At 35.7% G+C, this 24,915-nt stretch carries 26 protein-coding genes and 1 pseudogene; 10 read left to right on the top strand and 17 right to left on the bottom strand.

All coding sequences use genetic code 11. The features are described from left to right. Positions 1–431: 431 nt before the first annotated feature. Genes MHH66_RS22970 through MHH66_RS22980 form a run of 3 tightly spaced genes read left to right on the top strand, consistent with a single transcriptional unit; the run spans position 432 to position 2,786 of the window. Entirely contained in the window at positions 432–689 is a 258-nt protein-coding gene (locus MHH66_RS22970) for a FeoA family protein (RefSeq protein ID WP_002134462.1), read from the top strand. Next, positions 686–1,408: a FeoB small GTPase domain-containing protein gene (locus MHH66_RS22975; protein ID WP_002063836.1), complete on the top strand. Its 723-nt coding sequence runs from the start codon at positions 686–688 to the stop codon at positions 1,406–1,408. Before MHH66_RS22970 ends, MHH66_RS22975 begins: the two co-directional genes overlap by 4 nt. Then, entirely contained in the window at positions 1,386–2,786 is a 1,401-nt protein-coding gene (locus tag MHH66_RS22980; protein ID WP_063218673.1) for a nucleoside recognition domain-containing protein, read from the top strand. The genes MHH66_RS22975 and MHH66_RS22980 overlap by 23 nt, the downstream gene beginning before the upstream one ends. Positions 2,787–2,990: 204 nt before the next feature. Here the strand turns inward: MHH66_RS22980 and MHH66_RS22985 are convergent, their stop codons facing one another. From MHH66_RS22985 to MHH66_RS23015, 7 genes are all read right to left on the bottom strand, one after another. Beyond that, positions 2,991–4,157 (bottom strand): Ger(x)C family spore germination protein, encoded by a 1,167-nt coding sequence (locus tag MHH66_RS22985; protein ID WP_063218674.1) that lies wholly within the window; start codon positions 4,155–4,157, stop codon positions 2,991–2,993. Further along, positions 4,141–5,265 carry a spore germination protein GerLB gene (gerLB, locus tag MHH66_RS22990; RefSeq protein ID WP_063218675.1) on the bottom strand — a complete coding sequence of 375 codons (1,125 nt, stop codon included), beginning with the start codon at positions 5,263–5,265 and terminating at the stop codon, positions 4,141–4,143. Before gerLB ends, MHH66_RS22985 begins: the two co-directional genes overlap by 17 nt. Continuing rightward, positions 5,266–6,744 (bottom strand): spore germination protein GerLA, encoded by a 1,479-nt coding sequence (gerLA, locus tag MHH66_RS22995; protein WP_012260327.1) that lies wholly within the window; start codon positions 6,742–6,744, stop codon positions 5,266–5,268. A gap of 101 nt (positions 6,745–6,845) precedes the next feature. Then, positions 6,846–8,318 carry a sodium:solute symporter family protein gene (locus MHH66_RS23000; RefSeq protein WP_002125303.1) on the bottom strand — a complete coding sequence of 491 codons (1,473 nt, stop codon included), beginning with the start codon at positions 8,316–8,318 and terminating at the stop codon, positions 6,846–6,848. Beyond that, complete coding sequence (locus MHH66_RS23005) at positions 8,315–8,512, bottom strand: DUF3311 domain-containing protein (protein WP_002029838.1); 198 nt, start codon at positions 8,510–8,512, stop codon at positions 8,315–8,317. Before MHH66_RS23005 ends, MHH66_RS23000 begins: the two co-directional genes overlap by 4 nt. Position 8,513: 1 nt before the next feature. Next, positions 8,514–9,689, bottom strand: coding sequence for an amidohydrolase (locus MHH66_RS23010; RefSeq protein ID WP_078184629.1), 1,176 nt, complete (start codon positions 9,687–9,689; stop codon positions 8,514–8,516). 129 nt (positions 9,690–9,818) lie between these two features. Further along, positions 9,819–10,529 carry a C39 family peptidase gene (locus MHH66_RS23015; protein ID WP_033708611.1) on the bottom strand — a complete coding sequence of 237 codons (711 nt, stop codon included), beginning with the start codon at positions 10,527–10,529 and terminating at the stop codon, positions 9,819–9,821. A 600-nt stretch (positions 10,530–11,129) separates the two neighbouring features. On the opposite strand from MHH66_RS23015, the gene MHH66_RS23020 reads away from it, so the two are divergent. Together MHH66_RS23020 and MHH66_RS23025 are read left to right on the top strand one after the other, a co-directional pair. Next, entirely contained in the window at positions 11,130–11,309 is a 180-nt protein-coding gene (locus MHH66_RS23020; RefSeq protein ID WP_002034316.1) for a hypothetical protein, read from the top strand. 97 nt (positions 11,310–11,406) lie between these two features. Then, positions 11,407–11,972 (top strand): annotated as a pseudogene (locus MHH66_RS23025) (DinB family protein). Between the two features lie 37 nt (positions 11,973–12,009). Here the strand turns inward: MHH66_RS23025 and MHH66_RS23030 are convergent. From MHH66_RS23030 to MHH66_RS23040, 3 genes are all read right to left on the bottom strand, one after another. Continuing rightward, positions 12,010–12,363 (bottom strand): DUF3139 domain-containing protein, encoded by a 354-nt coding sequence (locus MHH66_RS23030; RefSeq protein WP_063218480.1) that lies wholly within the window; start codon positions 12,361–12,363, stop codon positions 12,010–12,012. A 98-nt stretch (positions 12,364–12,461) separates the two neighbouring features. Further along, positions 12,462–13,850: an argininosuccinate lyase gene (gene argH / locus MHH66_RS23035; RefSeq protein WP_063218481.1), complete on the bottom strand. Its 1,389-nt coding sequence runs from the start codon at positions 13,848–13,850 to the stop codon at positions 12,462–12,464. After that, entirely contained in the window at positions 13,847–15,052 is a 1,206-nt protein-coding gene (locus tag MHH66_RS23040; RefSeq protein WP_002088976.1) for an argininosuccinate synthase, read from the bottom strand. The genes argH and MHH66_RS23040 overlap by 4 nt, the downstream gene beginning before the upstream one ends. Before the next feature lie 167 nt (positions 15,053–15,219). Here MHH66_RS23040 and MHH66_RS23045 point away from each other — a divergent pair, with 167 nt between their 5' ends. Further along, on the top strand, positions 15,220–15,537 hold the full coding sequence (locus tag MHH66_RS23045) for a hypothetical protein (RefSeq protein ID WP_002129395.1): 318 nt from the start codon (positions 15,220–15,222) through the stop codon (positions 15,535–15,537). Between the two features lie 28 nt (positions 15,538–15,565). Here MHH66_RS23045 and MHH66_RS23050 read toward each other — a convergent pair whose 3' ends face one another. Then, a complete protein-coding gene (locus tag MHH66_RS23050; protein WP_002034321.1) occupies positions 15,566–15,760 on the bottom strand; it encodes a hypothetical protein in 195 nt (64 codons plus the stop codon). Positions 15,761–16,616: 856 nt separating this feature from the next. Between MHH66_RS23050 and MHH66_RS23055 the strand changes: the two genes are divergently transcribed. Further along, complete coding sequence (locus MHH66_RS23055; protein WP_002015542.1) at positions 16,617–17,279, top strand: YitT family protein; 663 nt, start codon at positions 16,617–16,619, stop codon at positions 17,277–17,279. A 30-nt stretch (positions 17,280–17,309) separates the two neighbouring features. Here the strand turns inward: MHH66_RS23055 and MHH66_RS23060 are convergent, their stop codons facing one another. Continuing rightward, positions 17,310–18,143 carry an EcsC family protein gene (locus MHH66_RS23060; protein ID WP_002129397.1) on the bottom strand — a complete coding sequence of 278 codons (834 nt, stop codon included), beginning with the start codon at positions 18,141–18,143 and terminating at the stop codon, positions 17,310–17,312. 137 nt (positions 18,144–18,280) lie between these two features. Here MHH66_RS23060 and MHH66_RS23065 point away from each other — a divergent pair, with 137 nt between their 5' ends. Together MHH66_RS23065 and MHH66_RS23070 are read left to right on the top strand one after the other, a co-directional pair. Continuing rightward, positions 18,281–18,916, top strand: coding sequence for a DUF1796 family putative cysteine peptidase (locus MHH66_RS23065; RefSeq protein ID WP_063218483.1), 636 nt, complete (start codon positions 18,281–18,283; stop codon positions 18,914–18,916). Between the two features lie 71 nt (positions 18,917–18,987). Then, the gene (locus tag MHH66_RS23070) at positions 18,988–19,422 is read left to right on the top strand and encodes an NUDIX hydrolase (RefSeq protein ID WP_063218484.1); all 435 of its coding nucleotides are present in this window, start codon (positions 18,988–18,990) and stop codon (positions 19,420–19,422) included. A gap of 28 nt (positions 19,423–19,450) precedes the next feature. Here the strand turns inward: MHH66_RS23070 and ackA are convergent, their stop codons facing one another. From ackA to MHH66_RS23095, 5 genes are all read right to left on the bottom strand, one after another. After that, positions 19,451–20,644, bottom strand: a complete 1,194-nt coding sequence (gene ackA, locus MHH66_RS23075) for an acetate kinase (protein WP_002129402.1) — start codon at positions 20,642–20,644, stop codon at positions 19,451–19,453. A 299-nt stretch (positions 20,645–20,943) separates the two neighbouring features. Next, positions 20,944–21,930, bottom strand: a complete 987-nt coding sequence (locus tag MHH66_RS23080) for a class I SAM-dependent methyltransferase (RefSeq protein WP_063218485.1) — start codon at positions 21,928–21,930, stop codon at positions 20,944–20,946. 211 nt (positions 21,931–22,141) lie between these two features. Then, positions 22,142–22,642 carry a thiol peroxidase gene (gene tpx, locus MHH66_RS23085; RefSeq protein WP_002015549.1) on the bottom strand — a complete coding sequence of 167 codons (501 nt, stop codon included), beginning with the start codon at positions 22,640–22,642 and terminating at the stop codon, positions 22,142–22,144. Between the two features lie 135 nt (positions 22,643–22,777). Beyond that, positions 22,778–23,173, bottom strand: coding sequence for a GerW family sporulation protein (gene ytfJ, locus MHH66_RS23090; protein ID WP_000350005.1), 396 nt, complete (start codon positions 23,171–23,173; stop codon positions 22,778–22,780). Between the two features lie 12 nt (positions 23,174–23,185). Next, positions 23,186–23,824 carry a DUF2953 domain-containing protein gene (locus MHH66_RS23095; protein ID WP_002129404.1) on the bottom strand — a complete coding sequence of 213 codons (639 nt, stop codon included), beginning with the start codon at positions 23,822–23,824 and terminating at the stop codon, positions 23,186–23,188. A 205-nt stretch (positions 23,825–24,029) separates the two neighbouring features. Here MHH66_RS23095 and MHH66_RS23100 point away from each other — a divergent pair, with 205 nt between their 5' ends. Further along, positions 24,030–24,833, top strand: a complete 804-nt coding sequence (locus MHH66_RS23100) for an NAD kinase (RefSeq protein WP_002015552.1) — start codon at positions 24,030–24,032, stop codon at positions 24,831–24,833. The last annotated feature ends 82 nt before the right edge of the window (positions 24,834–24,915 follow it).

Raw genomic sequence — 24,915 nt, forward strand, 5'->3', positions numbered from 1 at the left:
TATGTGAGTGTTAAGCAATTTTTAAGTTTAAGTAAATAGAGATAACATCCCATAAAAGCTAGACATTCCAACATTTACAGTTGAAAAAGCCAACAAAACCCACACTAAACACGCAGTATTGTAAATTTATTCTTAACAATGTAAATCCAATGTAAATATTTTTCTTTATTTTGCCCTTTAAGTTAAAACTATATTTACAAATCCACTATATTTTTAAAACTTTACACTCTTACTTTATTTACATTAAGAAGAATTCCAGTAATATTTTTCGGTACAACTCAATAAATTGGAACAATTCTAAAAATAATTGAATATTTTTAAAGTACTAATTGACAGCATCATTAAATGTAGTCTACTATATTAGTATCAAAAAGTTTACCTAAGGAAACTTTTTAAACTTAAACTAACAATATAGAGATGAGGTAACTTTTATGGTATCGGCTAATACAAAACCACTTTCTGAATTTAAAACAGGAGAGTTTGTACAAATTGAGAAGATACAATTAGAAGGAACTATGAAACGACGTTTATTAGATTTAGGCTTTTTTCCTGGAGCGACAATTAAAGTATTACAACGCAGCCCACTTGGAGACCCAGTTGCTTATCAAGTAAGCAACACAACTATTGCACTGCGTAGTGAAGAAAGCTCCCTTATTTTCGGGGTATTAATAGGAGATGATTTCAGATGAGTAACCACCGCATTGCGTTAGCTGGTAACCCGAATACCGGAAAAAGTACATTATTTAATACTTTAACAGGCTTAAAACAACATACTGGAAACTGGACGGGGAAAACTGTTTTAAAGGCTGAAGGGGAATATAAGCACGGCGGAAATATATATACAATAATAGATTTACCTGGAACTTACTCACTATATTCAAATTCGGCAGATGAAGAAGTAGCACGAGATTATATTATATTTGAAAAGCCAGAAGTAACTGTAGTTGTTATAGATGCAACGGCAATGGAAAGAAATTTAAATTTAGCACTCCAAGTGATGGAAATGACAAACGATGTGGTCATTTGTATTAACTTAATTGATGAAGCGGAGAAAAAAGGAATCATTATTGACGAAAAGAAATTAGCAAAATCACTCGGTGTACCTGTAGTGAAGATTTCTGCTCGCAACCGAGTAGGCATTGGTCATTTGCTAAATGTCATCGCTAAAGTAGCAAATAAAAAACTAATTCCAACACCAATTAAAATTACTTATAACGATAAAATCGAAAATATGATTCAGGAATTAGAACCACAAATTTATAAAGTATTCGGTGATACGTATCCAGCACGTTGGATTGCATTACGTATATTAGATGGAGATAAGAATTTCTTAACTACACTTCAAAAACACCATAACGAACCACTTGTAAGGGAGGTTGTAATCAATGGAATCTCACTCAGCCAGTAAAGCTCTTCCACTGGACTATATTGTTCAACATGCACAAACACTTTCAAAAGAAGATATACGAGATGATATTGTCGGAGATATTTATCGAACCTCCGCAAGTATATGTAAAGAAGCTGTCCAATATACAAATACCGATAAATTGTATCGTTCTGAAAAACTAGATAAAATTTTCACATCTCCAATCTGGGGATTCCCAATTATGCTCGGTATTTTATCTATTATTTTTTATCTTACAATTGCAGGCGCTAACGTACCTTCTGATATGATCGCTAAGTTCTTTGGCTGGGTAGAAGGATATTTAACATCTTGGTTCCAAGCAATGCATGCACCAGAATGGCTACATGGCATTTTAATACTTGGTTTATTCCGTGGTATCGGTGCTGTTATTAGCGTTATGTTACCACCTATGGCAATCTTTTTCCCTATGTTCGCGCTATTAGAAAACTACGGATATTTACCACGTGTCGCATTTAACATGGACCGCTTATTCAAACGATCTGGTGCACATGGCAAGCAATCTTTAACAATGGCAATGGGATTCGGTTGTAATGCAGCTGCCATCATGTCAACACGTATTATTGAATCACCACGTGAACGTATGCTTGCAATCTTAACAAACAACTTCGTTCCTTGTAACGGTCGCTGGCCTATGTTAATTTTAATGGCTTCATTATTTATGGCTGCTGGTTATACAGGTAGTATGCAAACACTTGTTACTGCTGGCGTTGTAGTTGGAATGGTTGTAATTGGTGTCATTATGACATTAACCGTTTCTTGGGTACTATCAAAAACAGCTTTAAAAGGTGTTCCGACTCACTACACACTTGAGTTACCACCGTACCGTAAGCCAAAAGTTTGGAATACAATTGTACGCGCAACACTCGATAAATCAATATATGTTTTAAAACGAGCTGTAGTTGTAGCTGCCCCTGCCGCTGCATTAACTTGGTTACTTGCTAATATTTTCATCGGTGACACAAGCTTACTTATGTATTTTGTAAACTTCCTAGATCCATTTGCTAAAATGTTAGGACTTGACGGATTTATTCTAGCAGCGTTTATTCTTGGACTACCAGCTAATGAAATTGTTATTCCGATTTTATTAATGTCTTACTTATCAACTGGTGCTTTAACTGAAATAGATGATTTTAATCAAATTAAAAATCTATTCTTAGAACACGGTTGGACTTGGTTAACCGCGTTAAACACAATGTTGTTCTCTCTTCTTCATTTCCCATGTGGAACAACACTAGTTAACATATATAAAGAAACAAAAAGTGCAAAATGGACATTCTTATCGTTCGCAATCCCTACTGTTATTGCCATTGTTGTTACATTCCTCTCTACACAATTGGTACATTGGTTAGGACTTCTATAAAAAAACAAAGCATACATAGAAGGTATCCCCCTTCACATATGCTTTGCGCGAAAGAAACCTGAAATTATTCAGGTTTCTTTTTTTCTTTCCACGGCTGCGCTCCATACGTTGTGAGTTTTTTATGAATAAAGTATATGGCTCCCGGAAGAACCGCCATTAATATCGTGCAACTAATTCCTAGTCCAGTAAACAACTTACATCACCTTATTTCACTCTCTTCGGTAAAGCTGAACCTGAATGTGCAATCGTTGGATGAACATGAACAGTAATTTCAGCATTACTAAAATATTTTTCACCTTGATCCCAATTCTTATCTATCTTCTTCCATTCTTTATAATTATGCCGCTTATATACTTCTCCTAACGCTAATACATCTACCTTATATTTTTTTTGAACAAGCTTAATCGATTTTTGGATACGCTTCTCCATTTCCTCCGCAATGGTTTTCTTTAATCGCTTTTCATTCATAATTTGTTTATGATCACTAAAATGCAACTCTGCTAAGGTCCCTTCCAAAGATAAATGGATATCAAACTTCGGTTTTGTAGCATTTTCCGTAGATACTTTAATCTTTCGGTGCATCTTATGAATTTCGTATGTAACAAGCTGACCTTGTTTACGGATAGTATAGAACCCTCCAATTTTTTTACCTATTACATAATTCATTCCTAATGTTTCTTCTCCATTCAAACTGCCTACACACTTATTATCTTTTCCACGAAACAACGCTGCCCCGTTCATTTGTACCCCCTGCTTTGTTAGTTCGAGAATAGGTAATACGAAACTTTGGTTAGCAATCATTTTTTGCTGTACCTCACCAATTCTTGCAGCTTCAATCATTTGAGCATTTTTCGGAGGATGCTCAGCTAACATATCAATATACTGTGCCGGTAAGTTCTCAGGCTTGGCACTCTGCTTTAAAATAGCTTCTGCATTTTTCTCAGAAACGAACAAACGAATATTTCTTCTCATCTCGTGATCGCGAATATATACATCTAACGTATTTTGTAAAACATATGGATTCGCTAGTAAATCTTTAGAAAAAATTATCACTTGTATATGCGGAAAGAATAATGAGCGACTAATTTTTTTAGCGATAATTCGTATTTGCTCAAAGACACTATCTGCTTTCGCACTAACATTAATATAATTTTCGCTATCTCCACCGCCTTGGCCACCTTGTTGCGCTAACTTACTGGGAAGTACCATCTGATACGTCCCTTTCATAATTGGATTCGATTTCTTTTCCTTCACAATATCGTAAGCTGCACCTACTACAAATCCTCTTTCTTCTATTTCTTCTAACTCAGAGCACCCACTTATAGATCCAGCTAAAACCATAACCATTATAATTTTAAGAAGGTGTTTCATTTCTACCATTCCTTCTTTTTATTTTATATACAATAAAAACTAACAAAGGCGCTAGCACGACAAACCCCATATCTATCCAAGCTAAATAAGTCCCGTAATTTGACAATTCTTTCGAATTACTAGGTATCATATTCACCATAAAAATAATCGGGGCACTTACAAAAATGAAAATATGTTTCTTCACTTTCGGAAACATAGCACAAAATAATAAAGATGCGACGTCATAATACATTGCTGTAGTGTTATAAATAGTAATAATCCAAGTAGTAAAAAAAATCGCATCAAATCTTTCTAAAAACCCTCCACCAATTTCAATTTCTTTCCCTAATTCAATTGTTGGATATGTCAATCCACGTGTTGTCATATACGTAAAAACACTAATACAAGTTACATAAATTAAAATGTATGACAACACGTTTACCATCACTGCTTTTGCAACTGCCATTGGCGCTTTTTTCGCTGTCTTATCGTTCAACATCACAGCATAAAACAGAGCTACCTCAAATCCGATGAATGTAAAAATAGAATTCTTAACTCCTACAGCATACTGACTGACATTCGTTTGAAAAGCCGGTAGTAAATTATCTATTTCCATTAAGTTCACATTCAATAAAGAAAGAAGCACTATCGCAATTAACACAATTGGTAAGAATAGAACATTTAACCTTAATAAAGCCGCTCTCGATCCTGCTACTCCATAAATAACAACTAATAAGAAGAAGAAAGACAATAGCTGTATTGGTGTATCACTAAATAAATATGTTTGTGAAATAACCGCAATCATTCGCGATTCATATGCTGTCAAAGCTGCAAACGTTAATACTAAAATACTACTAATTGTGTACGCAACAGGTTTCGTCAAATGCGCACTTGTATATTGAACAAAGTTTTGTTTTGGGAATAAAATAGCTATCCTCGTTACAAACCACCCTAAAACCGCACATATCAATCCACCCAAAAGCAAAATAATCCAACCATCCGAAAATAAAGTTTGGTCAGCAATATCTCGAGGCATAGATAATGCACCTATACCGATAATTGTTGACGATACCGCAAAACCAAGTTCCCGAGATCCAATTTCTTCATCCCCATATTCAAATGGCTTCAATTACTCTCGCTCCTTTGGACGTAGTGTAGAGTCTTTCGTTTGTAAATATTCTGGCCTCTCTTTTAACATTGATTTTGGTAGACGAACCAATTCTTCTTCCCAATCTTTATAAAAAGCAGGGGCAATAGGTGTTGTATACGGTACCCCAACACTCTTTAAATTTGTAATATGGATCGCAAGTGCAATAAGAGCTAAAATGATTCCGTATAACCCAAAAGCAGTTGCAGCTAACACGAAGACGAAAAGTAAAATTCGAAATGTAATCGTAATGCTATATACAGGAAGTGAAAATGTAGCAATTGCGGTAACCGCAATAATAATTACTAAAAACGGATTTACAATCCCCGCATTTACTGCCGCTTCTCCAATTACAAGACCGCCTACGATGCCAATTGTTTGCCCCATCGGTTTCGGAAGCCTAATCCCGGCTTCTCGTATTAATTCCATCGTTAATGCCATCATTAACGTTTCTATATAAGCAGGAAACGGTACCCCTTCTCTCGCTCCCGCAATGGAATAAGCTAGTTTAGATGGAATAAGCCCTTGATGATACGATACAAGCGCTACGTACATGGCAGGTAATAAAACAGCAGCGATCCCTGATCCCATACGTAACATTCTTAATAACGTTCCAATTATCCAACGCTCATAATGATCTTCTACAGATTGAAAAATATCAACAAACACTAGTGGAGCTATAAGAGCAAATGGTGACCCATCTACTAAAATGGCCGCTTTCCCTTTCGCCAATGCAGCCACTATATTATCTGGTCTTTCTGTATTTAAAAACTGCGGAAACGGCGATAAATTATTATCTTGAATTAATTGTTCAATCGTTCCTGTCTCAAAAATGACATCTGTCACTATGGATTGAAGACGCCGATCTAGCTCGTTTACGATGTAAGGGTTAATAATATCCTCTATATATACTAGGGTTACTTCTTTCTGCGATCGCTTCCCCATAATATAAGATTGAAACCGTAACTTCGGATCACGTAAACCACGGCGAATTAACATTTTATTCACATTAATATCTTCATTTAACCCAACCCTCGGTCCACGAATTAAATCTTCTGTCACTGGCGGCTCTAGACTTCTTTTTTCCCAAGCTCTACTATTAACAACAATAGCCGTTTGAATATTATCAATTAATATAACTGTATCTCCTGCTAAAACCGCATTTATAATATCTGGAAAAGTCGTCTTCATACCGACTTCTGCAATAGAAATAAAACGATCCAATAATATCTGAACCACAGCTGCTTCATTTGGTATTTCTTCATATTGAAGTGTACGAACTACATATTTATAAACATTATCCTTATCTGTCAATCCACATAAGAAAACAACCGCACAACGTGTAAAACTACCAGCAAGAGCAACTTCTCTAATTGTTAAATCATTAGGTGAACCTAACTCATCTCTAATTTCCTTCATAACTTCAAACAAGTTACCTTTTAGCTCTAACAATTTCCCCACCTAACTTCCTTTTCAACAAGTTTTTAGTTAGATTCCGCTAATAGAAGAAAATATATACAAAAAAGAGCTATCTCTTTTCGAAGATAGCTCTAACATACGAATTACTTTTCTACTATTATATTGTCGGTCTTTACAGATACATTTCTTGTGAATCCACTAACGATAAACATCACAATCATATTCATTAACAATGCGACTATACCTACATTTAAATCTTTTATATATTGCGGAAAACTCGGAAACATCGTAGCTATAGTTGAACCAGATAAGGTAATATATGCGACAATTAACAACCCAATCCCCATTCCTGCAATCGCTCCTTGCTTCGTAATAATTTGACGTGGAAACAAACTACATACAAGTGCAGGGAAAAGTTGCGTAACTATACTGTACCCCATTAAAAGAAGAGCCCCTATCGTTTCTCCCCCTTTAAATGTAAACAATACTGCAACAAGCGTTACAACAGGTACAAATAACTTAGCTACTTTTGCAACTTGTCTATCTGAAGCAGATGGCACCATTGTTCGGTAAATATTTTTTGCTAACAACGTAGATGCCGCCATAACAAGCATGGAACCTGGAACTAATGCCGTTAACACTCCTGCACTACCAATAATACCAATAAACCATGGATCAAACGTTTGAAGAGCAAGACGGAATAATGAAAGGTCTACATCCGCTCCCTTTAACCCTGGAACTTGTAAAATAGCAGCAAAACCTGCAAAGAACACAAAAAGCAAAACTAAAGAATAGAGAGGCATAATTGCTGCATTTTTCCTAAATACTTTTTCACTTTTCGCTGAGAAAGCTGAGGCAAATGTATGAGGCCACATATAAAAACCGAGAGCCGTTAATATAATAGTAGAAACAAACCAAGAAATACTCATTCCCTTTTCAGGTAAAGATAAAAAACCTGGTTTTGCAGCTTCTACAGCTTCAAACATCGGTTGAAATCCTCCGTAATAGTGATACGGTAAATATATACCTAAAAACATAACGATAAATAGTATCATAATGTCCTTCAAAGCAGCTGTCCAAGCCGATCCATGTATACCTGAAACCATTACATAAATAGTTATAACAATAGCACCAATCCATACCGCAATAACAGGTGTCACTCTTCCATAGGAAGCTTCCGAAACGATAATTCCTAATCCCTTTAATTGCAAAACAAGATACGGGATAATCGAAATAACACCAATAATTGAAACAATTACCCCAAGCGTCTTACTCCTGTATTTCTTCGCAAAGAAATCTGATTGTGAAATGAGGTTATGTTCTTTTGCATACTTCCAAATTGGAGGCAATAAGAAATACGATAAAATATAAGCTAATGCACCATACCCTAAAATATAAAATGTGGGAGCTCCTTTACTATAAGCCCAGCCACTTCCTCCTAAAAATGTGAACGTCGTATAAATTTCCCCTGCCATAAGGAGAAAAACGAAAATAGTTCCAAATCCTCTTCCTCCAACTGACCATTGTTCTAAATTCATATCTTTTCCATGTTGTGCCCGAATTCCTAAAAATAGTGCGAGAAACAAAAATATAATAATGATAAATAATGCAGTCATTTTACGTCCCCCTTATTAGCAGGATCGAATACGTACACAAGACCCATACAAAGAGACGTAATGAGCACTGATAATAGTACCCAAAATAATAAAAATGGCATCCCCCATACGTAAGGAGTGACCGAATTTGCAAATACTGGTCCAACTACTAAACAAAGAACTGGAATAAGTGCTAGCACGTGTATTTTTTTCATCTCATTCTCCTTTACTTATAAAATTCATAATAGATGATACAAAGACTTCCACTCCAATTGGTAATGCGTCTTCGTCAATTGTAAAACGAGGGTGATGATGCGGATATATAATTCCCTTCTCTTCATTTCCTGCCCCTATAAAAAAGAACGTCCCTGGTGCCTTTTGTAAAAATGCTGAAAAATCTTCCCCTGCCATCGTTGGCTGTAAACGAACAACTCTTTCTCTTCCATACAGCTGTAATGCTGTATGTTCAATACGCTCTGTAACTTCATAATCGTTCACAACTGGGCGATATCCATATTCATAAGAAAATGTATACTTAGCACCGTAGGATTCTGTAATATGTTTTACAATCCTTTCAAGCTTCTTCTTTGTTTCTTCTCTTAATTCATGCCTTAAACTTCTCACTGTCCCTTCAATCTCCGCTTGTTCCGGGATAACATTATGAGTTGTCCCAGAATGAAATTGCGTAACAGATACTACGAGAGAATCTAACGGATTCGTGAGGCGAGATACAATTTGCTGAATTTGCGAAACTACTTGCGCACCAATGGCGATACTATCAACTGTTTCATGCGGAATTCCAGCATGCCCACCTTTTCCCTCTATCGTAATTTTAAAAACGTCCGGCGCCGCCATCGCAGGACCATAAATTACACCTACTTTTCCAACCTCTAATGACGCCCAAAGATGAGCACCAATAATGTAATCCACACCTGTCATCACTCCCGCTGCGACCATTTCCTCTGCACCGCCCGGAAAGTTTTCTTCTGCATGTTGAAATAAAAAGCGAATCTCTCCTTTAACTTTCTCTCTTTCCTCTACCAACTTATGTACTACACCAAGCAATATTGCCATGTGACCATCGTGACCACACGCATGCATCACACCTGGATATATAGAAATAAAATCAAACTTATTTTCTTCATGAATAGGAAGAGCATCCATATCAGCACGAACCGCGATAGTTTTACCAGGCTGCCTACCAGTTAACCTTGCCATTACACTATATTTAGTAGGCCTTGAGACTTCTAAATATGGGATTTCCCGAAGTATGTCGAATACAAATTGAGATGTTTTTTCCTCTTGAAAAGATAACTCTGGATACTTATGAAAATGCCTTCTCCACTCAATCAACTGATTCTTTGATAAAACAAGTTCCTTTGCGACATCCATTTCTCTTCTCCCCTTCTTTACCAAGTTAAATGTTATTATAGCGTGAATTGTTAACTTCCGAAAGAATTTTCAGAATTTTCTATAATGAATATTCAAAAAGAAAAAGCCATCTCAAGATGACTTTTCATTTTATAAAATAGTAATTGCTTGTTTCCCCATTTGCTCCCATGCCTTTTCAAATTCAGCACGAGGAACAGCTTTTCGTGGATTGTTTGCAAGAGGATCATTTACGTATACAAAGTTTTGATCATATCCAATTACTACAACACTATGCTCATAATATGTAATTTTCACTTCACCTGAACTCGTATTCCATGTTTCAAAACTACTTTCGGCTAATGGTTTAAACGTTGTATTAATAATCACCCATACTGGAGAACCAGAACTAATTACTTTATATAGATCTTGCACGTCTCTACCCGTTAAATTAATTACTTTTTCAGGAACATACTTTTCTGCTAAATTAAAAATCGGTTGATTATATACACCGTATCCCGGCTCAGCTTTCGTGTAAATATTTCCGACGAATCCCTCATACGGATTTCCATGCAAACCATCTTGTTTAAATGGAACGCGATGAATTTCACTAGCAAGTTGCATCTTATCTACTTGTACACCTTTATGTTGTAGTAGCATAGTTAAACTTGTCACTTCACAACCTCTAGGTAATTCAGGTAACTGTCTAATAAACGGAACCTCTGTAATCATTGCACTTTCTTTCATCTCAGAGAAAAGGTCTAACCGAAATTCTTGTGCCTTTTTCATAATTTTATCTTTCTCGAAAAAGAACACGACAGCAAATATAATACCGAAAATAAAAATATATTTTAACTTTTTCATCATAAACCAAACTCCATTATATCAATTATTTTAAAGGCACAACTCCTATCATTGTACCTTTCTTCTTACTAGTTTGCTAGAAAGATTCTGTGAATTATTATTCACAAATACCCTTTCAAAATTCCGATTATTTGAAATAGAAAGAAAAAATATAATTTTTCAGAATTTTTCATAAAAAAAACAAAATTATTAACCTAGTGAAAGAATCACGTTTCCTTCACTAGGTTAATAAACATTCTAAGGTATTTAGTCATAGTTAGTTTTTCCTTTACATACTCAGTTCACAACAAAATAAACCAAGTATGTTTTTCACCCCCACTAATGATTAAAAGCACCGAATAAAGTGAAACTTTAATCAGTGGGGGTTTTGTTCATCCCCCACTGATTATTAGTTGAACCAATCGGGCTTTTACGGGCAGTTGATCCCCCACCTAACTTCTTTGCTTTCGCTGAATTTTGAGGTGGGGGTCTTACTGCCCGTTAATGCGGGGTAAATACGTCTCATCTTCCATTCCTTTCTCATTACCTAACATTACATTAACATACATTTTTTAGTAATAGACGGACAAAATATATGTGTTTAGAAAAGGAGGGTGCTACATGGATGATTATGAACGTATTATTTTAGATGTGAACGGTACAGAACTCGAAATGTTAAATACGATTCGCGAACATTTTAAAGAAAAACATGGTGTTGAACTAAGTCACGGTGCATTGCTTCGAGATTTAATGGATATTGAATACATTCGAATTACAGAAGATCGCCACAAGTATGATTAATCGATGAAGCTTTAAGCCTAGAACATATTGTTCTAGGCCTAATTACATCTATACGAAAAATGTTATAATTAGGAAAAAATGCAGAGGATACCAAAATATGAAATCTGAAAATATCTCAAAACATTTTCACACATTACATGTGCAAAGAAACCAGTTCCTTCCTGAGCTTCATTCACTTTCACAAGAACAACTATGGCATAAAAAAGAGGACGGAAAATGGTCTATTGGTGAACACTTTTATCACTTATATTTAATTGCAAGGATGCTAAAAGTAGCGATTAAATTCTCTTTCACTCTTATCCCTTATGCCAAACTAAGAAAAAACGCCCCATTTGCAACTGACATGCAGGACATTTATGCCGAATATAAAGAAAAACACGGTAAAGGAATGAAAGCTCCTTGGATTTTAATCCCTTCAAAAAAGTCTATTACTCTATGAATGTAAACGAATTAGAAGAATTACTTTCACGTGAAACAGATGAAATAAAAAAACTAGTTCAAAATATAGAAGAAGATATTGCAGGACATATCGTATTTTTAGATCCAATTGCTCACTATCCTAACCTTATTCAATCTATCCAACTATTAGCGATTCATGAGAAGCATCATTTTAGCATTATGAAGAACAACTATAAAATGCTCGACTCCCTTCTAAAAATATAAAAGACTGCTCATATTACTTATCAGCAGTCTCCTATATCTATTTAAGCTCTTGATGCTTCCCACCCATACCACCTGGCTCATTGCTATCTTGGTGTACAGTTATTTTATTTGTTTTAGCATCTTTCGAAACTCTATATGTATACGATTCATTTGGTTCATCTTTAAACTGTACATTCATACCGTAAGAACCGATTTTACTATAAAAGGCCGGTTTTATGTATGAAATATCACTTTCTTTATATCCTTTCTCTTGCAAGTGCCACATCGTTGCGATAATCGCTTCTTCTCGCTTTTCTTTTTCACCAACAAACATATATTTGTCCAAAAGAAATACTTTCACGTTTGCAATTAAGCTAATTAACAGTAAAATGATAAATACTATTTTTTTCATAAATTTCCCCTAAATTGTGTTTTTTCACTATACTATAACTTACACACTAGTAAAAAAGAAAGTACGCCAGACTTTCACAGACTGGCGTACTTTCCAACTCAATTCCTAATAACTTCTTTAGTTACCCCCTTCGCCTTCTCCAAAGCCTTTACAATCTGCTCAAATCCTGTCCCGCCAGCACTGTTACGGCGCTTTACAGCTGCATAAGGTGAAAGAACTTCATATAAATCTTCTTCAAATAACGGACTCATTTCTTTATACGTTTCAAGTGGTACATCTAATAAATAGATTCCTTTTTGCGTACAATGAAGAACTAGTTTCCCGACAATTTCATGAGCTTGACGGAACGGCAGTCCCTTGCTTGCTAAATAGTCGGCAATTTCTGTTGCGTTAGAGAAGTCTTGCGTCACAGCTTGCCCCATTTTTTCTTTGTTTACAGTCATCGTTTCAAGCATGCCTGCCATAATATGAAGGCATCCTTCTACTGTTTTCACTGTATCAAACATTCCTTCTTTATCTTCTTGTAAGTCTTTATTGTAAGCGAGCGGCAATCCTTTCATTACTGTAAGTAAACTGAATAAATTACCGTATACTCTGCCCGTTTTACCACGAATAAGTTCCGCCATATCCGGATTTTTCTTCTGCGGCATAATACTGCTTCCTGTTGCGTATTGATCGCTCATTTCAATAAATTGAAATTCTTGGCTACTCCATAAAATAAGTTCTTCGCAAAAGCGTGATAAGTGCATCATAAGCATAGATGAGTTACTTAAAAACTCTAATATGAAATCACGATCGCTTACCGCATCTAAACTATTTTCATAGATTCCATTAAATCCGAGAAGCTCCGCACTATATTCTCGGTCAATCGGGAATGTTGTACCAGCTAGTGCTCCTGCTCCTAATGGTGAAATGTTAATACGCTTTAACGAATCTTCATAACGATTCACATCGCGCTCTAACATCCAAAAGTAAGCAAGAATATGATGCGCAAATGAAATCGGCTGTGCACGTTGCAAGTGCGTATAGCCGGGCATAATTGTTTCAATGTTATTTTCCGCTTGATGAACAAGAACAGTTTGCAATTGTTTTGTAGCTTTTATAATATCTTCTACTTTTTCTTTTAAATACAAATGCATATCTGTCGCTACTTGATCGTTACGGCTTCGGCCTGTATGAAGTTTCCCTCCTACTTCACCGATTCTTTCAATTAACATCTTTTCAATATTTAAATGAATGTCCTCAGCCTCGACTGAGAAATTCAATTTATTTTGTTTCGCTTCCTCTAGTAAATATTGAAGCCCTATCTTTATTTTCTCTGCTTCTTCTTTCGTAACAATGCCTTGCTTTGCTAACATCGTTACGTGTGCGATACTCCCTTTTATATCTTGATTTACTAATTGTTGATCAAAGGAGATGGATGCTCCAAACTCTTCAACCCACGCTTCCGCTTCTTCTGTAAAACGTCCGCCCCAAAGTTTGCTCACGCTTCCACCTTCTTTTGATTCACTTGACTGTATACTTTCGTAGGTAAACCGAATAATGAAATGAATCCAACTGCTGCATCATGATTAAATTCATCCTGGGCAGTATACGTTGCTAATTTTTCATCGTATAAAGAGTACTCAGATTTACGCCCTTCTACAATCGCATGACCTTTAAATAATTTCACACGTACTGTACCTGTTACATTTTTTTGCGTTTCTTGTAAGAAAGCATTGAGCGCTTGTTTTAAAGGTGAGAACCATAAACCGTTATAAATTAATTCTGTTAGTTTTTGCTCAATCATCGGTTTGAAATGAGCGACCTCTTTCACAAGTGTTAAATCTTCAAGTTCTTTATGCGCTGTTATTAATGTCATTGCTGCTGGGCATTCATATACTTCACGAGATTTAATACCGACAAGGCGATTTTCTACATGGTCGATACGTCCCACGCCATGTTTTCCAGCAAGTGCATTTAACGTTTTAATTAGTTCTGAGAGTGGGTATGCAGTGCCGTTTAAAGTCGTCGGTACCCCTGCTTCAAATCCGATTTCTACAAACTCTGGTTTATTCGGTGTATCTTCTAATGCCAACGTCATCTCGTATGCGTCTTCTGGCGGCGCTGCCCATGGATCTTCTAAAATTCCACATTCGTTGCTGCGTCCCCATAAGTTTTGATCGATTGAAAACGGGCTATCTAAATTAATTGGAATCGGTATATCATTTTCTTTTGCATATGCAATTTCTTCTTCACGTGACCATTTCCATTCACGTACGGGCGCAATAACTTCTAAATATGGATTCAACGCTTGAATAGAAACTTCAAAACGAACTTGGTCATTCCCTTTTCCTGTACATCCATGTGCAACTGCACTTGCGCCTTCCTGCTCTGCAATTTCTACTAATTTTTTTGCAATAAGCGGACGAGATAATGCAGAGACAAGAGGATATTTCCCTTCGTATAACGTGTGAGCTTGCATCGCTATCAATGCATATTCATTCGCATATTCTTCTTGAACATCAATCATATATGATTTAATTGCACCTACTGAAAGTGCTTTTTCTTTTACAAACGCTAAGTCTTTACCTTCCCCTAGATCTAAGCAAAGCGCGATAATATCATAATTTTTCTCTTGTAACCATTTAATTGCAACGGAAGTATCAAGACCTCCGGAATATGCTAATACAACTTTTTTCTTCTCCATTTTGCATCCCCCTAAAGAATAAATATTCATCTTTTCTTATAATAATCCAAACTTTATCACCTTTCATAAAATGAATCAAGGGGAATTTATAAAATTTTTTCAAACAATTTCGTCGAACTTCTTTCTTTTTTTATGTAAAATAGAGGAAGGAAAATGGAGGGGTGTCCATGAAAAAGTATTTTATATACAATGAACATCTAGGAATTGAAGTACCGAACATACAAGAAAAATGGGAAGACATCTCTGAACAAGCACAGCATTCTATTTTATTAAAATGGGAGCAAGTTCGCGGAAAAATACCTGATCGCATAAAGGAACTTGAGCACCATATTAACGCTAAACAACACCACTTAAATAACGAAGAAGACTTTGGAATTTCTTGCAAGCTAAATTCAGAAATTGCCGATCTTGCTTCAATTATTAACGATCTTTGGCTTTGGTATCGTCTAACCCAAAACGTATCTGAGGGAAAAGCACACCAATGAAAAAAGCATGCCCCTCAATTAATTTGGGTCATGCTTTTTTGTCGTAACAAGCTTTGCAATATATTTCTTGCGCCGTTTTTGCTAAACATACATCAAACGGGCCTACTAATATACTTCTTTCTTTCGGCAACTTTACAAAAGCAACTAGCTCTTCTTCATATTGAATCTTTTTCTGACATGAAACACATTTTAATTCTTTTCTTTTAAACATGTCTTTTAGCATATCTCCATTCTCCCCCTCATCTATCTATATTAATATACTCTCATAATAGTTAGAGCTTGTAAAAAAATGACACATTCTGAAACAAATTATTCATATACTATGTACAAAAGGAGGTCTCAAACTTATGCGAGCTTTCATTATTATCGCTTTAACTTTTTTAAGTATCATTAGCTGGGATGCATTTTTTAAAGATAAAAGTGATAAGAACAATACAATTGAATAAAAACCCTTCTTTTCTTACTTATTGGACAAACTTCTAAAAACTGCCCAATCCTGCAAAATCACTTAGGCTTTTCTACAAAAATATTTAAACATAACATTTTTTGTAGATTCCCTCCGGTTATTGTCGGTTTCCATCCGCATGTATTTTTTGAAAGTATGATATAATAATATAAATCTTGAAGGAAGGGATTTTGATATCATGATCGCTCGAAGGAGCATGTGGCATCGTATTGACGAATCATACACGTAGCGTATTTTTCAGCTCAGATACTTTAGTCTAGCGAAAAAAATACGAGAGTGGGGAAATTATGATTGCCCGAAGGATAATTTGGCAAAAAAAAGACTCTTCTTACACATAGCGTTTTGTTTAGGACTTAATTGTTACTAGCTAAACAAAACAAAGAAGAGCAGGATTGCTAAATGAAGAATCCTACTCCCCGTTTTGTTTAGTCGCTTTAAGACTTAAACTAAAACGAAGGTAGGGAGAATTGATGGACGAGAGGATTATTCGTTATTTCTTCAGCGACATATAGCGTAGTTAGTTTTTTTCGTAAACTAACTGAAAGCTACATGTGAGCTCGTAGTTAGTTTACAACACCAAAAGGACTACTAACTACGGAAAGAAGGAATAACGATGAGGAACATCCAAAGTCGACAAATTATTAAAGAAGTTTTTATGGTTTTAATCGGTTCATTTATATTAGCAGCAGCGCTATATCACATTCACTTCCAAAACCACTTAACAGAAGGTGGCTTTGTAGGTATTGCACTATTTATCCAAAATTTTTATGATATTTCACCATCTATTTCAACTGTAGTAATGGATATCCCTATTATTTTACTATGTGCTTCATTTTTAGGTAGAAAAATGGTTGGCTATTCATTCTTAGGTTCACTTTCATTTGGAGTATTTTATTCCCTTATGGAAAATTATTCTCCTTTTACGGTAGATTTATCAAATAATTTATTTGTAGCTGCAGTAGTTGGCGGTGCGTTAGCTGGTATTGGACTCGGTTTTATATTGCGATTTGGCGGTGCAACCGGTGGAGACGATATTTTAACAATTATATTAAGTAAACGAACTCGGTTTACAATTGGGCAAATTTTCTTCGTCTTTGACGCGATTGTTCTTGCGCTTTCATTATATTATTTAAATTGGACAGAAATTGCTTTTACTATTCTTTCGATTGCCGTACAGGCAAAAACATTGGATTTAATTTACTATCCAAAAACAGAAAAGAAAGCAGCAAAGCAACCCGTTTCTATTCCAATATCCAAAAAACATGCGACAAACTAAAAAGCGAAAGGCTTCGGCCTCTCGCTTTTTTCATGCTCTCTTTTCTTTTTCTAATATGTAGCGTACTTGATAAAACTTATTTGCAAATTCAGTAACATTCCTCGTTAAGCGATAGTTCACTGTAGAGCCAATCGCCATTCCGAGTACAGGAATGCCTTGGAATACTTTACGACGAAGAGCATAAATCGAAAACGTCTTCAAAATTTGTTTTAACACAACCTCAGTAGAAGCTGGCTTTAATACTGCTTCGTCTCCTTCATAGAAGAATGAATCCTCTTGTTCGAGTTCTCTCAGTAAATTGTACCATGCATATTGCTGAAGTCTCGCCGGCAATAATGCTGCATGGAATACCTTTAACGCAAGCATCATTTCATACGGCTTGTTCACATCATGCCCAAATGATGTCGCAACAAGTTGGACAGCCTTCACATTTAACGCAATCATAACCGGAAAATCAGCCGTTAATAATAATAAACCACCAGCACCTGTTGCTCCGCCTTGTACGAATGAATATAGACGATGACGTGCTGTTTGCTGCTCTGCTATGTATGTTAATTGATCAATAGATAACGCCTTCAAATCTTCAAGTTGCTCAATCGATTCATCAAATAATCTCGACGTTCCTAAAATACGATTACGTGCATCTAGCTGTGATTGTGAACTTTGAATAAGCGCATGCAAATGAAAGAGCCATCCATCTGCTTTCGTAAAAAAGTCTTTTCGTTTTTTCTCAGGCAGTTTCGCAATTGTCGTATGCAACCACTTATCAAACATCTTTTGAAAATCGGTCGCTTCTTGCTCTACTAATTGCCCTTCCCACTCTTTTATATTGTCTAAAATGGCTTGTTCTCGCTTCGATCGCATCGTAACAACCACCTCGTTCGATTTTTTTCTATTGTAACATATTTCTGCTTCTTCTTTGCAAATATGCTTGTCTATCTCTATTCACATACCATTTTTTAATGACATAAAATATTAGCAAAAAGGATGAGATGCCTCACATGAATTTATCCAATATAAAACAAAATTATAATGCAGTATTCAGCTTAGGACAAAACTGCTGGCCTGCTTGGGCTTTATATCAATTCGAATTATCACCATTTTTTGGTGTTATCGATTTTATGCTAAGCCCTTCATTAGAAAAAGTGAATTTATTATTACAAAATCGATTTGACCGTTTTTTAGAATTAGAAAATTTGTCTTTCATCTCATTTTGGGATGATGATGCTAAGTTACGACTAAGAGACAATCTTTATGAAATCGACTCCTGCCATGATTTTAAAACCGATGTAAACACACCAACATCCTGGCCTTCTTATACAGAAATTAAGTTAAACTATGAGCATCGAATTAATCGTTTTCTAACTACAATCGAAACGGCAGAATCCACATTGTTTATTCGAACGGGAGGAACATACGAAGAAGCACGTTCCTTGGAACAAATTTTATCTCAAATAGTTAAACATACATTCTCTGTCCTATTACTCATTCCTGAAGATGTACCAACTATCGCCCAAGAAGATTGGGGATTACAAAATATTTGTGTTATAAAATGCCCAGTGATGGATATATACCAGTACAATGAAGCATTTTGGAATGACTTATTTAATGGCATCACAATTCGGCCAAACGCTTAAATACACGTCACCTTTTATCACACCCTGCCTTATAATCATCCTTATACAAAATAAATAAGGAGTGATTATATATGTATCCTCGTGCAAAAGCTTTTGGCATTGCTATACATCACGGTCGCCTTCTCGTACAAGAATATCATACAGGCGATGAAACATATTACCGACCTCTTGGCGGATCAATTGAACTTGGTGAAAAATCAGCACATACTGTTATTCGCGAATTTCAAGAAGAGCTTCACATAGAAGTGGAAATCACCAATTATTTAGGCTGCTTAGAAAACATCTTTCATCTAGATGGAGAAATTGGTCATGAAATCATTCAGCTATATTCTTTACGCTTATTAGACATGTCACTATATGAAATGGAAATACTGAATATATCAGATGAACAAACACTGTCATATGCAAAATGGATTTCCCTCACTGCATTCATTCAAAAAGAAAAATTACTATATCCAGATGGAATTTTGAAATATATCCAAAAGAAAAAAGACGAGATCCTATAGGATCTCGTCTTTTTTTTCATATAGTATATTAACCAATATCTCCAAGACGTAATACGTCACGAGCAATCATAACTTCTTCGTCAGTTGGAATTACGATAATTTTTACTGGAGAGTGTGGAAAGCTGATGAATGCTTCTTCACCGAATACGTTATTGCGTTTTACGTCGAAGTATACGCCCATGTACTCAAGGCCTTCTAATACGCGCTCACGAATAATTGCACTGTTTTCACCTACACCAGCTGTAAAGATGATAGCGTCAACGCCTTTCATACGAGCTGTGTAAGAACCGATGTATTTATGGATACGGCTCACGAACACGTCAAGTGCTACTTTCGCACGGTGGTCGCCTTCTTCTTCTTTCGCAATGATGTCACGTAGGTCACTAGAGTAACCAGTAAGACCTAACATACCACTCTTCTTGTTTAATACGCTAACTACTTCTTCTACAGTTTGGCCTGTTTTTTCCATGATGTATGGAATTAACGCAGGGTCAATGTTACCAGAACGTGTACCCATTGTTACACCAGCAAGTGGAGTGAAGCCCATAGAAGTATCGATAGACTTACCACCTTCTACTGCTGCGATACTTGCACCGTTACCTAAGTGACAAGAAAGTAGGCTTAAGCTTTCAAGTGGACGACCTAATAATTCAGCCGCACGCTCTGTTACGTATTTATGAGAAGTTCCGTGGAAACCGTATTTACGGATGCCAAATTTCTCATAGTATTCATATGGTAAGCTGTATAGGAATGCAGATTCCGGCATTGTTTGGTGGAATGCTGTATCGAATACTGCTACTGCTGGTACGTTTGGTAGTACTTCTTGGAATGCTTTAATACCAACAAGGTTTGCTGGGTTGTGAAGTGGTGCTAAATCGCTTAATTCTTCGATATCAGCTAATACTTCAGCATCAATTAAAACAGAATCAGCAAATTTTTCGCCGCCGTGTACAACACGGTGACCGATACCGCCAATCTCATCAAGAGATTTTACGATTCCGTTTTCAGTTAATTTCTTAAGAAGCATGTTAACTGCTACTGCATGATCTGGGATGTTTGTAATTTCTTTTTGTTTTTCGCCATCTACAGTAATAGTGAAGATACTATCTTCTAAACCGATACGTTCTACTAAACCTTTTGTTAATACTGTTTCACTTGGCATTTCAAATAATTGGAACTTTAAGGAAGAGCTTCCTGCGTTAATCGCGATGATTTTTGACATCTAGTCTTTCGCCCCTTTTTCTCTTGGTAGTTGTGTGGATCATTCCACAAACCGCTCGATTTTATCTAATTAAATTCACTCATTATGAAAACGTTTCATCATTAGTAAATTTTATACTCACGATTTTAATTTAAACATCGTCCGACATATATTTCAAGTGAAAAAATTATAACACCAAGAAAAAAAATATATTACAGATTTCAAAAAAATTCAGTTAAATCTTGTATATATTAAAAAACATTACATATCCTATAAAACTGTACTACATTAATTACTAACCCTGTTACATATATATCGTATTATTTATGTGTTGCAAACCAAGTATTCAATTGCTCCATAATGTTCTCCATAGCCTTCATGTTAGAGAATTTAGGTAATTCCACTAGTAGTGCCTGTTTCGGCATTGTTACACCTTGGCCTTTCTTTTGGAGAACAAATATACTTTTTGCATTTTTCTCGTTTTTAAACATGGAAACAGGAAGCTGTAATAATCCTTGAATAAAGCATGTCTCTTTAATGAATGCATGTAGCTTTGGCGCTTGATCACTTTCAAAAATGAAGTTTGGTACTAAGAAGAATAAATACCCGCCTTCTTTCGTATGTTTCACACTTTGTTCAATAAATAAGTGATGTGCATATGACATTCCTTCATCTGCTTTTAATGTATATTCACTTGCAACAATTTCATTTGGATAATAACCAATTGGTAAATCTGAAACGACTGCATCAACTGGATCAATATAAAGTGGTGCTAGTCCATCTTGGTGGAAGAATTCGATTGCATGCTTTTGTAAATTTGCATTTACTAAAGCAAGTTTAATTAACACCTCATCCACTTCTACACCAAATCCACTCATTGTTAGTTCTTCTTTGGCGCTATTAAACAATGTAGTCATTAAGTTACCAGTTCCAATTGCAGGGTCTAAAACAGTAATTTCTTTTTGACCTTGCATAAATTTATGGAATAAGTAGCTCATGAACATTCCAACTGCATCTGGCGTCATTTCGTGATTCGCTTGTACGCCCTCTTTCATTCCTTTTAAAATGGCTAGCTGAAATGCTTTACGAATTTCTTCCCCTTTATATGTTTCTTCATTAAACGTACTATATTCACGATTCAACCTTTCAATTGTTGATTCGGATAATTCCTCTTGTAAAATCGCTCCTTCAAACAAGTTATCACCTGTTTCTACAAGCGCCTCTAAATATGTTACATCTAATTCTTTACGTAAAACTACCGTAGAAGAATCAAAAATAGAAAATAATGTTTCTACTGCCTGACTCACGTACATTCCTCCTTCTCTCTTTTACACATAACTTATATCATACCATAATCTAAATTTTTCCCAAAAGAAAAAGCGACCTCTTGCAAAGAGCTCCCCTTCAAGTTGTTTATGATGTAACGTCTTTTCTCATATATTGGTTCAGTTAACAATACATGAGAAAAGACGACCTCTTCTAAAGTAAAACTTTAATGAGAGGTCGTCTTCATTTGCATTACTTCGCAGATTTAGCTGCTTCTAATGCTGCTTCATAGTTTGGATGGCTTGTACCTTCGCCTACGTATTCTGCGTAAACTACTTTGTCATTGCTATCTACTACGAATACTGCACGAGCAAGTAAACGAAGTTCTTTCATTACTAAGCCGTAAGCTTCACCGAATGAAAGGTCACGGTGATCAGAAAGTGTTACAACATTTTCTAAACCGTTTGCTGCACACCAGCGTTTTTGAGCGAATGGTAAATCAGCGCTAATTGTTAATACTTTCGCGTTTTCAATACCTGCTGCATCTTCGTTAAAACGACGAGTTTGTGCATCACATACACCTGTGTCGATTGAAGGTACAACACTAATTAATTTCACTTCACCTTTGTATGTTTCTAAACTTACTGGAGATAAGTCATTTGCTAATACTTGGAAGTTAGGCGCTTGATCGCCAACTTTAACTTCTGTTCCAACTAAAGTCATTGGGTTACCTTTAAAAGTTACATTTGCCACTTAAAAATCCTCCCTTATTTTAAACAAAATATGTACAATGTAAATGATAGTTTGTCCCTATCGATAATGCAAATAAAATCGCTTTATTTACAAAAAAATTAAAGAAGCTAATCCACTGATCAGCTTCTTTATTCGTTAAATTTGAAATTCAGGATCATCTTCTTTTCGTTTATCCATCATTTCTTTCACTTTATCAACAGCTTGTGGCGCTAATTCAATTATTTTATCGATGACGTGTGTTTGCTTATCTAAGTGTAATACTTTCACACCTTCTCCATTTATAACAAGAAAGGCAACAGGATTAATAGAAACTCCTCCACCACTTCCCCCGCCAAATGGATGACGGCCTGAATGTTCTACTTTACCAAATTCACTTCCACCAGCAGCAAATCCAAAACTGACTTTCGAAACTGTAAGAATTACACTTCCATCTGCCGCTTTAATTGGGTCACCAACAATTGTATTTACATCAGTCATTTGTTTTAAATGCTGCATTGCGGTTGTCATTAAACCTTGAATTGGATGGTCCATTCTATATCCCCCCTATGCTTGAACAGATTTTTCTGTCATACCAGATTTTTGCTTTCTCATAAACATGAGTAATTTTATCGCTGTTTTTACAGTACGGAATATACGAAAAGATGCTGTTAACTCGCATCTTGATGCAAATCCCTTTCCTTGAAAAACAGGAGTAATTTCAAATTCTGGTACGTCGACAATATGCATATATTGTCCTACAACTCCAGCAGCCATTCCTTTTGTCCCCCATGCATATCCAGTGACAATTCCAGTACTAGCCGCGTCGCCTGCTCCAATTTGCGTATGCCATTTCCAACCATTGATTTTCACTCTTTTGAGAAAATCTTTAACAATAGTATGAACGTCTTGAAGCTTTTTTATCAGTTCCCCTATACTATCGAGTTGTGCCATAATTTTATTATCTATTCCGCCGTCCTCTTCAGCTTTTTTAATTTTTTGTCCTGTCTTCTTCTGCTGTTTTTCAATTCTTTCCAATACATCAAACGTATATCGAATCATCCATATTTTCACTTGAAACAAACATTGTTTTTCCATTTCTGAATATAAAAACGTCACCTTAAGCGATATTTTCGATAATAGTATAAGCAAAATAAAAAGTAGAAGAATTATCATTCCAATTACGAGCCACTTCATTCGTACCATCCTTTCACTCCATACCCATTATCGACAAGTTTATTCATCATTAAACAGACTTTGATAAAATTGAATATAAAAATTTTTCTAAAAACAAAAAGGAATTTTGACAATTTATATCGAAATATACTATTTGAACATATCATCCAGAAACATACTCTGACGATATGTAGCACTAAAACTAGAAAATTTAACTGCAGTGGAGGGATACATAATGGCAAATCGTCGCAATTTATTTTTCTTTTATGGTGATGACAAAGTAACGCTCGTTGAAAAAATGAAACCAGTATATCGTATTTTAGAGGAGAATGGATTTACCATATTAGATCATCCAAAAAATGCAAACGCTATCGTCAGCGTTGGAGATGATGGGACTTTCTTACAAGCCGTTCGTAAAACCGGCTTTAGAGAAGATTGCTTATACGCAGGTATTTCTACGAAAGATGAAATTTCTTTCTACTGCGATTTCCACATCGATCACGTTGATACAGCCCTTCAAGAAATTACAAAAAACGAAATTGAAGTGCGAAAATATCCAACAATTAAAGTAGATGTAGATCACGGTACATCTTTCCATTGTTTAAATGAATTCACATTACGCTCTAGTATCATTAAAACATTTGTCGTAGATGTACACGTCGACAATTTACATTTCGAAACCTTTAGAGGTGATGGATTAGTTATCTCCACACCAACAGGAAGTACCGCTTACAATAAATCATTACATGGTGCAGTTGTCGATCCACTTATCCCATGTTTCCAAGTAAGCGAACTAGCATCTTTAAATAACAACACATACCGTACACTCGGGTCACCGTTCCTTTTAAATCACGAGCGTACGTTAACTTTAACACTTAAACCAGATGGAAATGATTATCCTGTTATCGGAATGGATAACGAAGCACTTAGCATTAAACAAGTGGAGAAAGCCGTTGTTCGTTTAAGCGATAAACAAATTAAAACTGTTAAATTAAAAAACAACTCTTTCTGGGAAAAAGTACAGAGAACATTTTTATAGTAATCAAAAAACCCTCGAATTATGGAATTTCCATAATTCGAGGGTTTTTTATTTATCAAATGCAACTTGACGCTGTTTCACA

This window comes from Bacillus sp. FSL H8-0492 (genome assembly GCF_038006145.1).
Classification (GTDB): Bacteria; Bacillota; Bacilli; order Bacillales; family Bacillaceae_G; genus Bacillus_A; species Bacillus_A mycoides.

Coding starts and splice junctions, on each gene's coding strand:
- MHH66_RS23020 (WP_002034316.1), top strand. CDS start 11,130: ATGGATGATTATGAACGTATTATTTTAGATGTGAACGGTACAGAACTC.
- MHH66_RS23005 (WP_002029838.1), bottom strand. CDS start 8,512: ATGAAAAAAATACACGTGCTAGCACTTATTCCAGTTCTTTGTTTAGTA.
- MHH66_RS22970 (WP_002134462.1), top strand. CDS start 432: ATGGTATCGGCTAATACAAAACCACTTTCTGAATTTAAAACAGGAGAG.
- MHH66_RS23060 (WP_002129397.1), bottom strand. CDS start 18,143: ATGCGATCGAAGCGAGAACAAGCCATTTTAGACAATATAAAAGAGTGG.
- ackA (WP_002129402.1), bottom strand. CDS start 20,644: ATGTCAAAAATCATCGCGATTAACGCAGGAAGCTCTTCCTTAAAGTTC.
- ytfJ (WP_000350005.1), bottom strand. CDS start 23,173: ATGGACCATCCAATTCAAGGTTTAATGACAACCGCAATGCAGCATTTA.
- MHH66_RS23045 (WP_002129395.1), top strand. CDS start 15,220: ATGAAAAAGTATTTTATATACAATGAACATCTAGGAATTGAAGTACCG.
- MHH66_RS23050 (WP_002034321.1), bottom strand. CDS start 15,760: ATGCTAAAAGACATGTTTAAAAGAAAAGAATTAAAATGTGTTTCATGT.
- MHH66_RS22980 (WP_063218673.1), top strand. CDS start 1,386: ATGGAATCTCACTCAGCCAGTAAAGCTCTTCCACTGGACTATATTGTT.
- MHH66_RS23010 (WP_078184629.1), bottom strand. CDS start 9,689: ATGGATGTCGCAAAGGAACTTGTTTTATCAAAGAATCAGTTGATTGAG.
- MHH66_RS23055 (WP_002015542.1), top strand. CDS start 16,617: ATGAGGAACATCCAAAGTCGACAAATTATTAAAGAAGTTTTTATGGTT.
- MHH66_RS23030 (WP_063218480.1), bottom strand. CDS start 12,363: ATGAAAAAAATAGTATTTATCATTTTACTGTTAATTAGCTTAATTGCA.
- MHH66_RS23065 (WP_063218483.1), top strand. CDS start 18,281: ATGAATTTATCCAATATAAAACAAAATTATAATGCAGTATTCAGCTTA.
- MHH66_RS23015 (WP_033708611.1), bottom strand. CDS start 10,529: ATGAAAAAGTTAAAATATATTTTTATTTTCGGTATTATATTTGCTGTC.
- MHH66_RS23095 (WP_002129404.1), bottom strand. CDS start 23,824: ATGGTACGAATGAAGTGGCTCGTAATTGGAATGATAATTCTTCTACTT.
- MHH66_RS23000 (WP_002125303.1), bottom strand. CDS start 8,318: ATGACTGCATTATTTATCATTATTATATTTTTGTTTCTCGCACTATTT.
- MHH66_RS22975 (WP_002063836.1), top strand. CDS start 686: ATGAGTAACCACCGCATTGCGTTAGCTGGTAACCCGAATACCGGAAAA.
- MHH66_RS23070 (WP_063218484.1), top strand. CDS start 18,988: ATGTATCCTCGTGCAAAAGCTTTTGGCATTGCTATACATCACGGTCGC.
- MHH66_RS23100 (WP_002015552.1), top strand. CDS start 24,030: ATGGCAAATCGTCGCAATTTATTTTTCTTTTATGGTGATGACAAAGTA.
- MHH66_RS23040 (WP_002088976.1), bottom strand. CDS start 15,052: ATGGAGAAGAAAAAAGTTGTATTAGCATATTCCGGAGGTCTTGATACT.
- MHH66_RS22985 (WP_063218674.1), bottom strand. CDS start 4,157: ATGAAACACCTTCTTAAAATTATAATGGTTATGGTTTTAGCTGGATCT.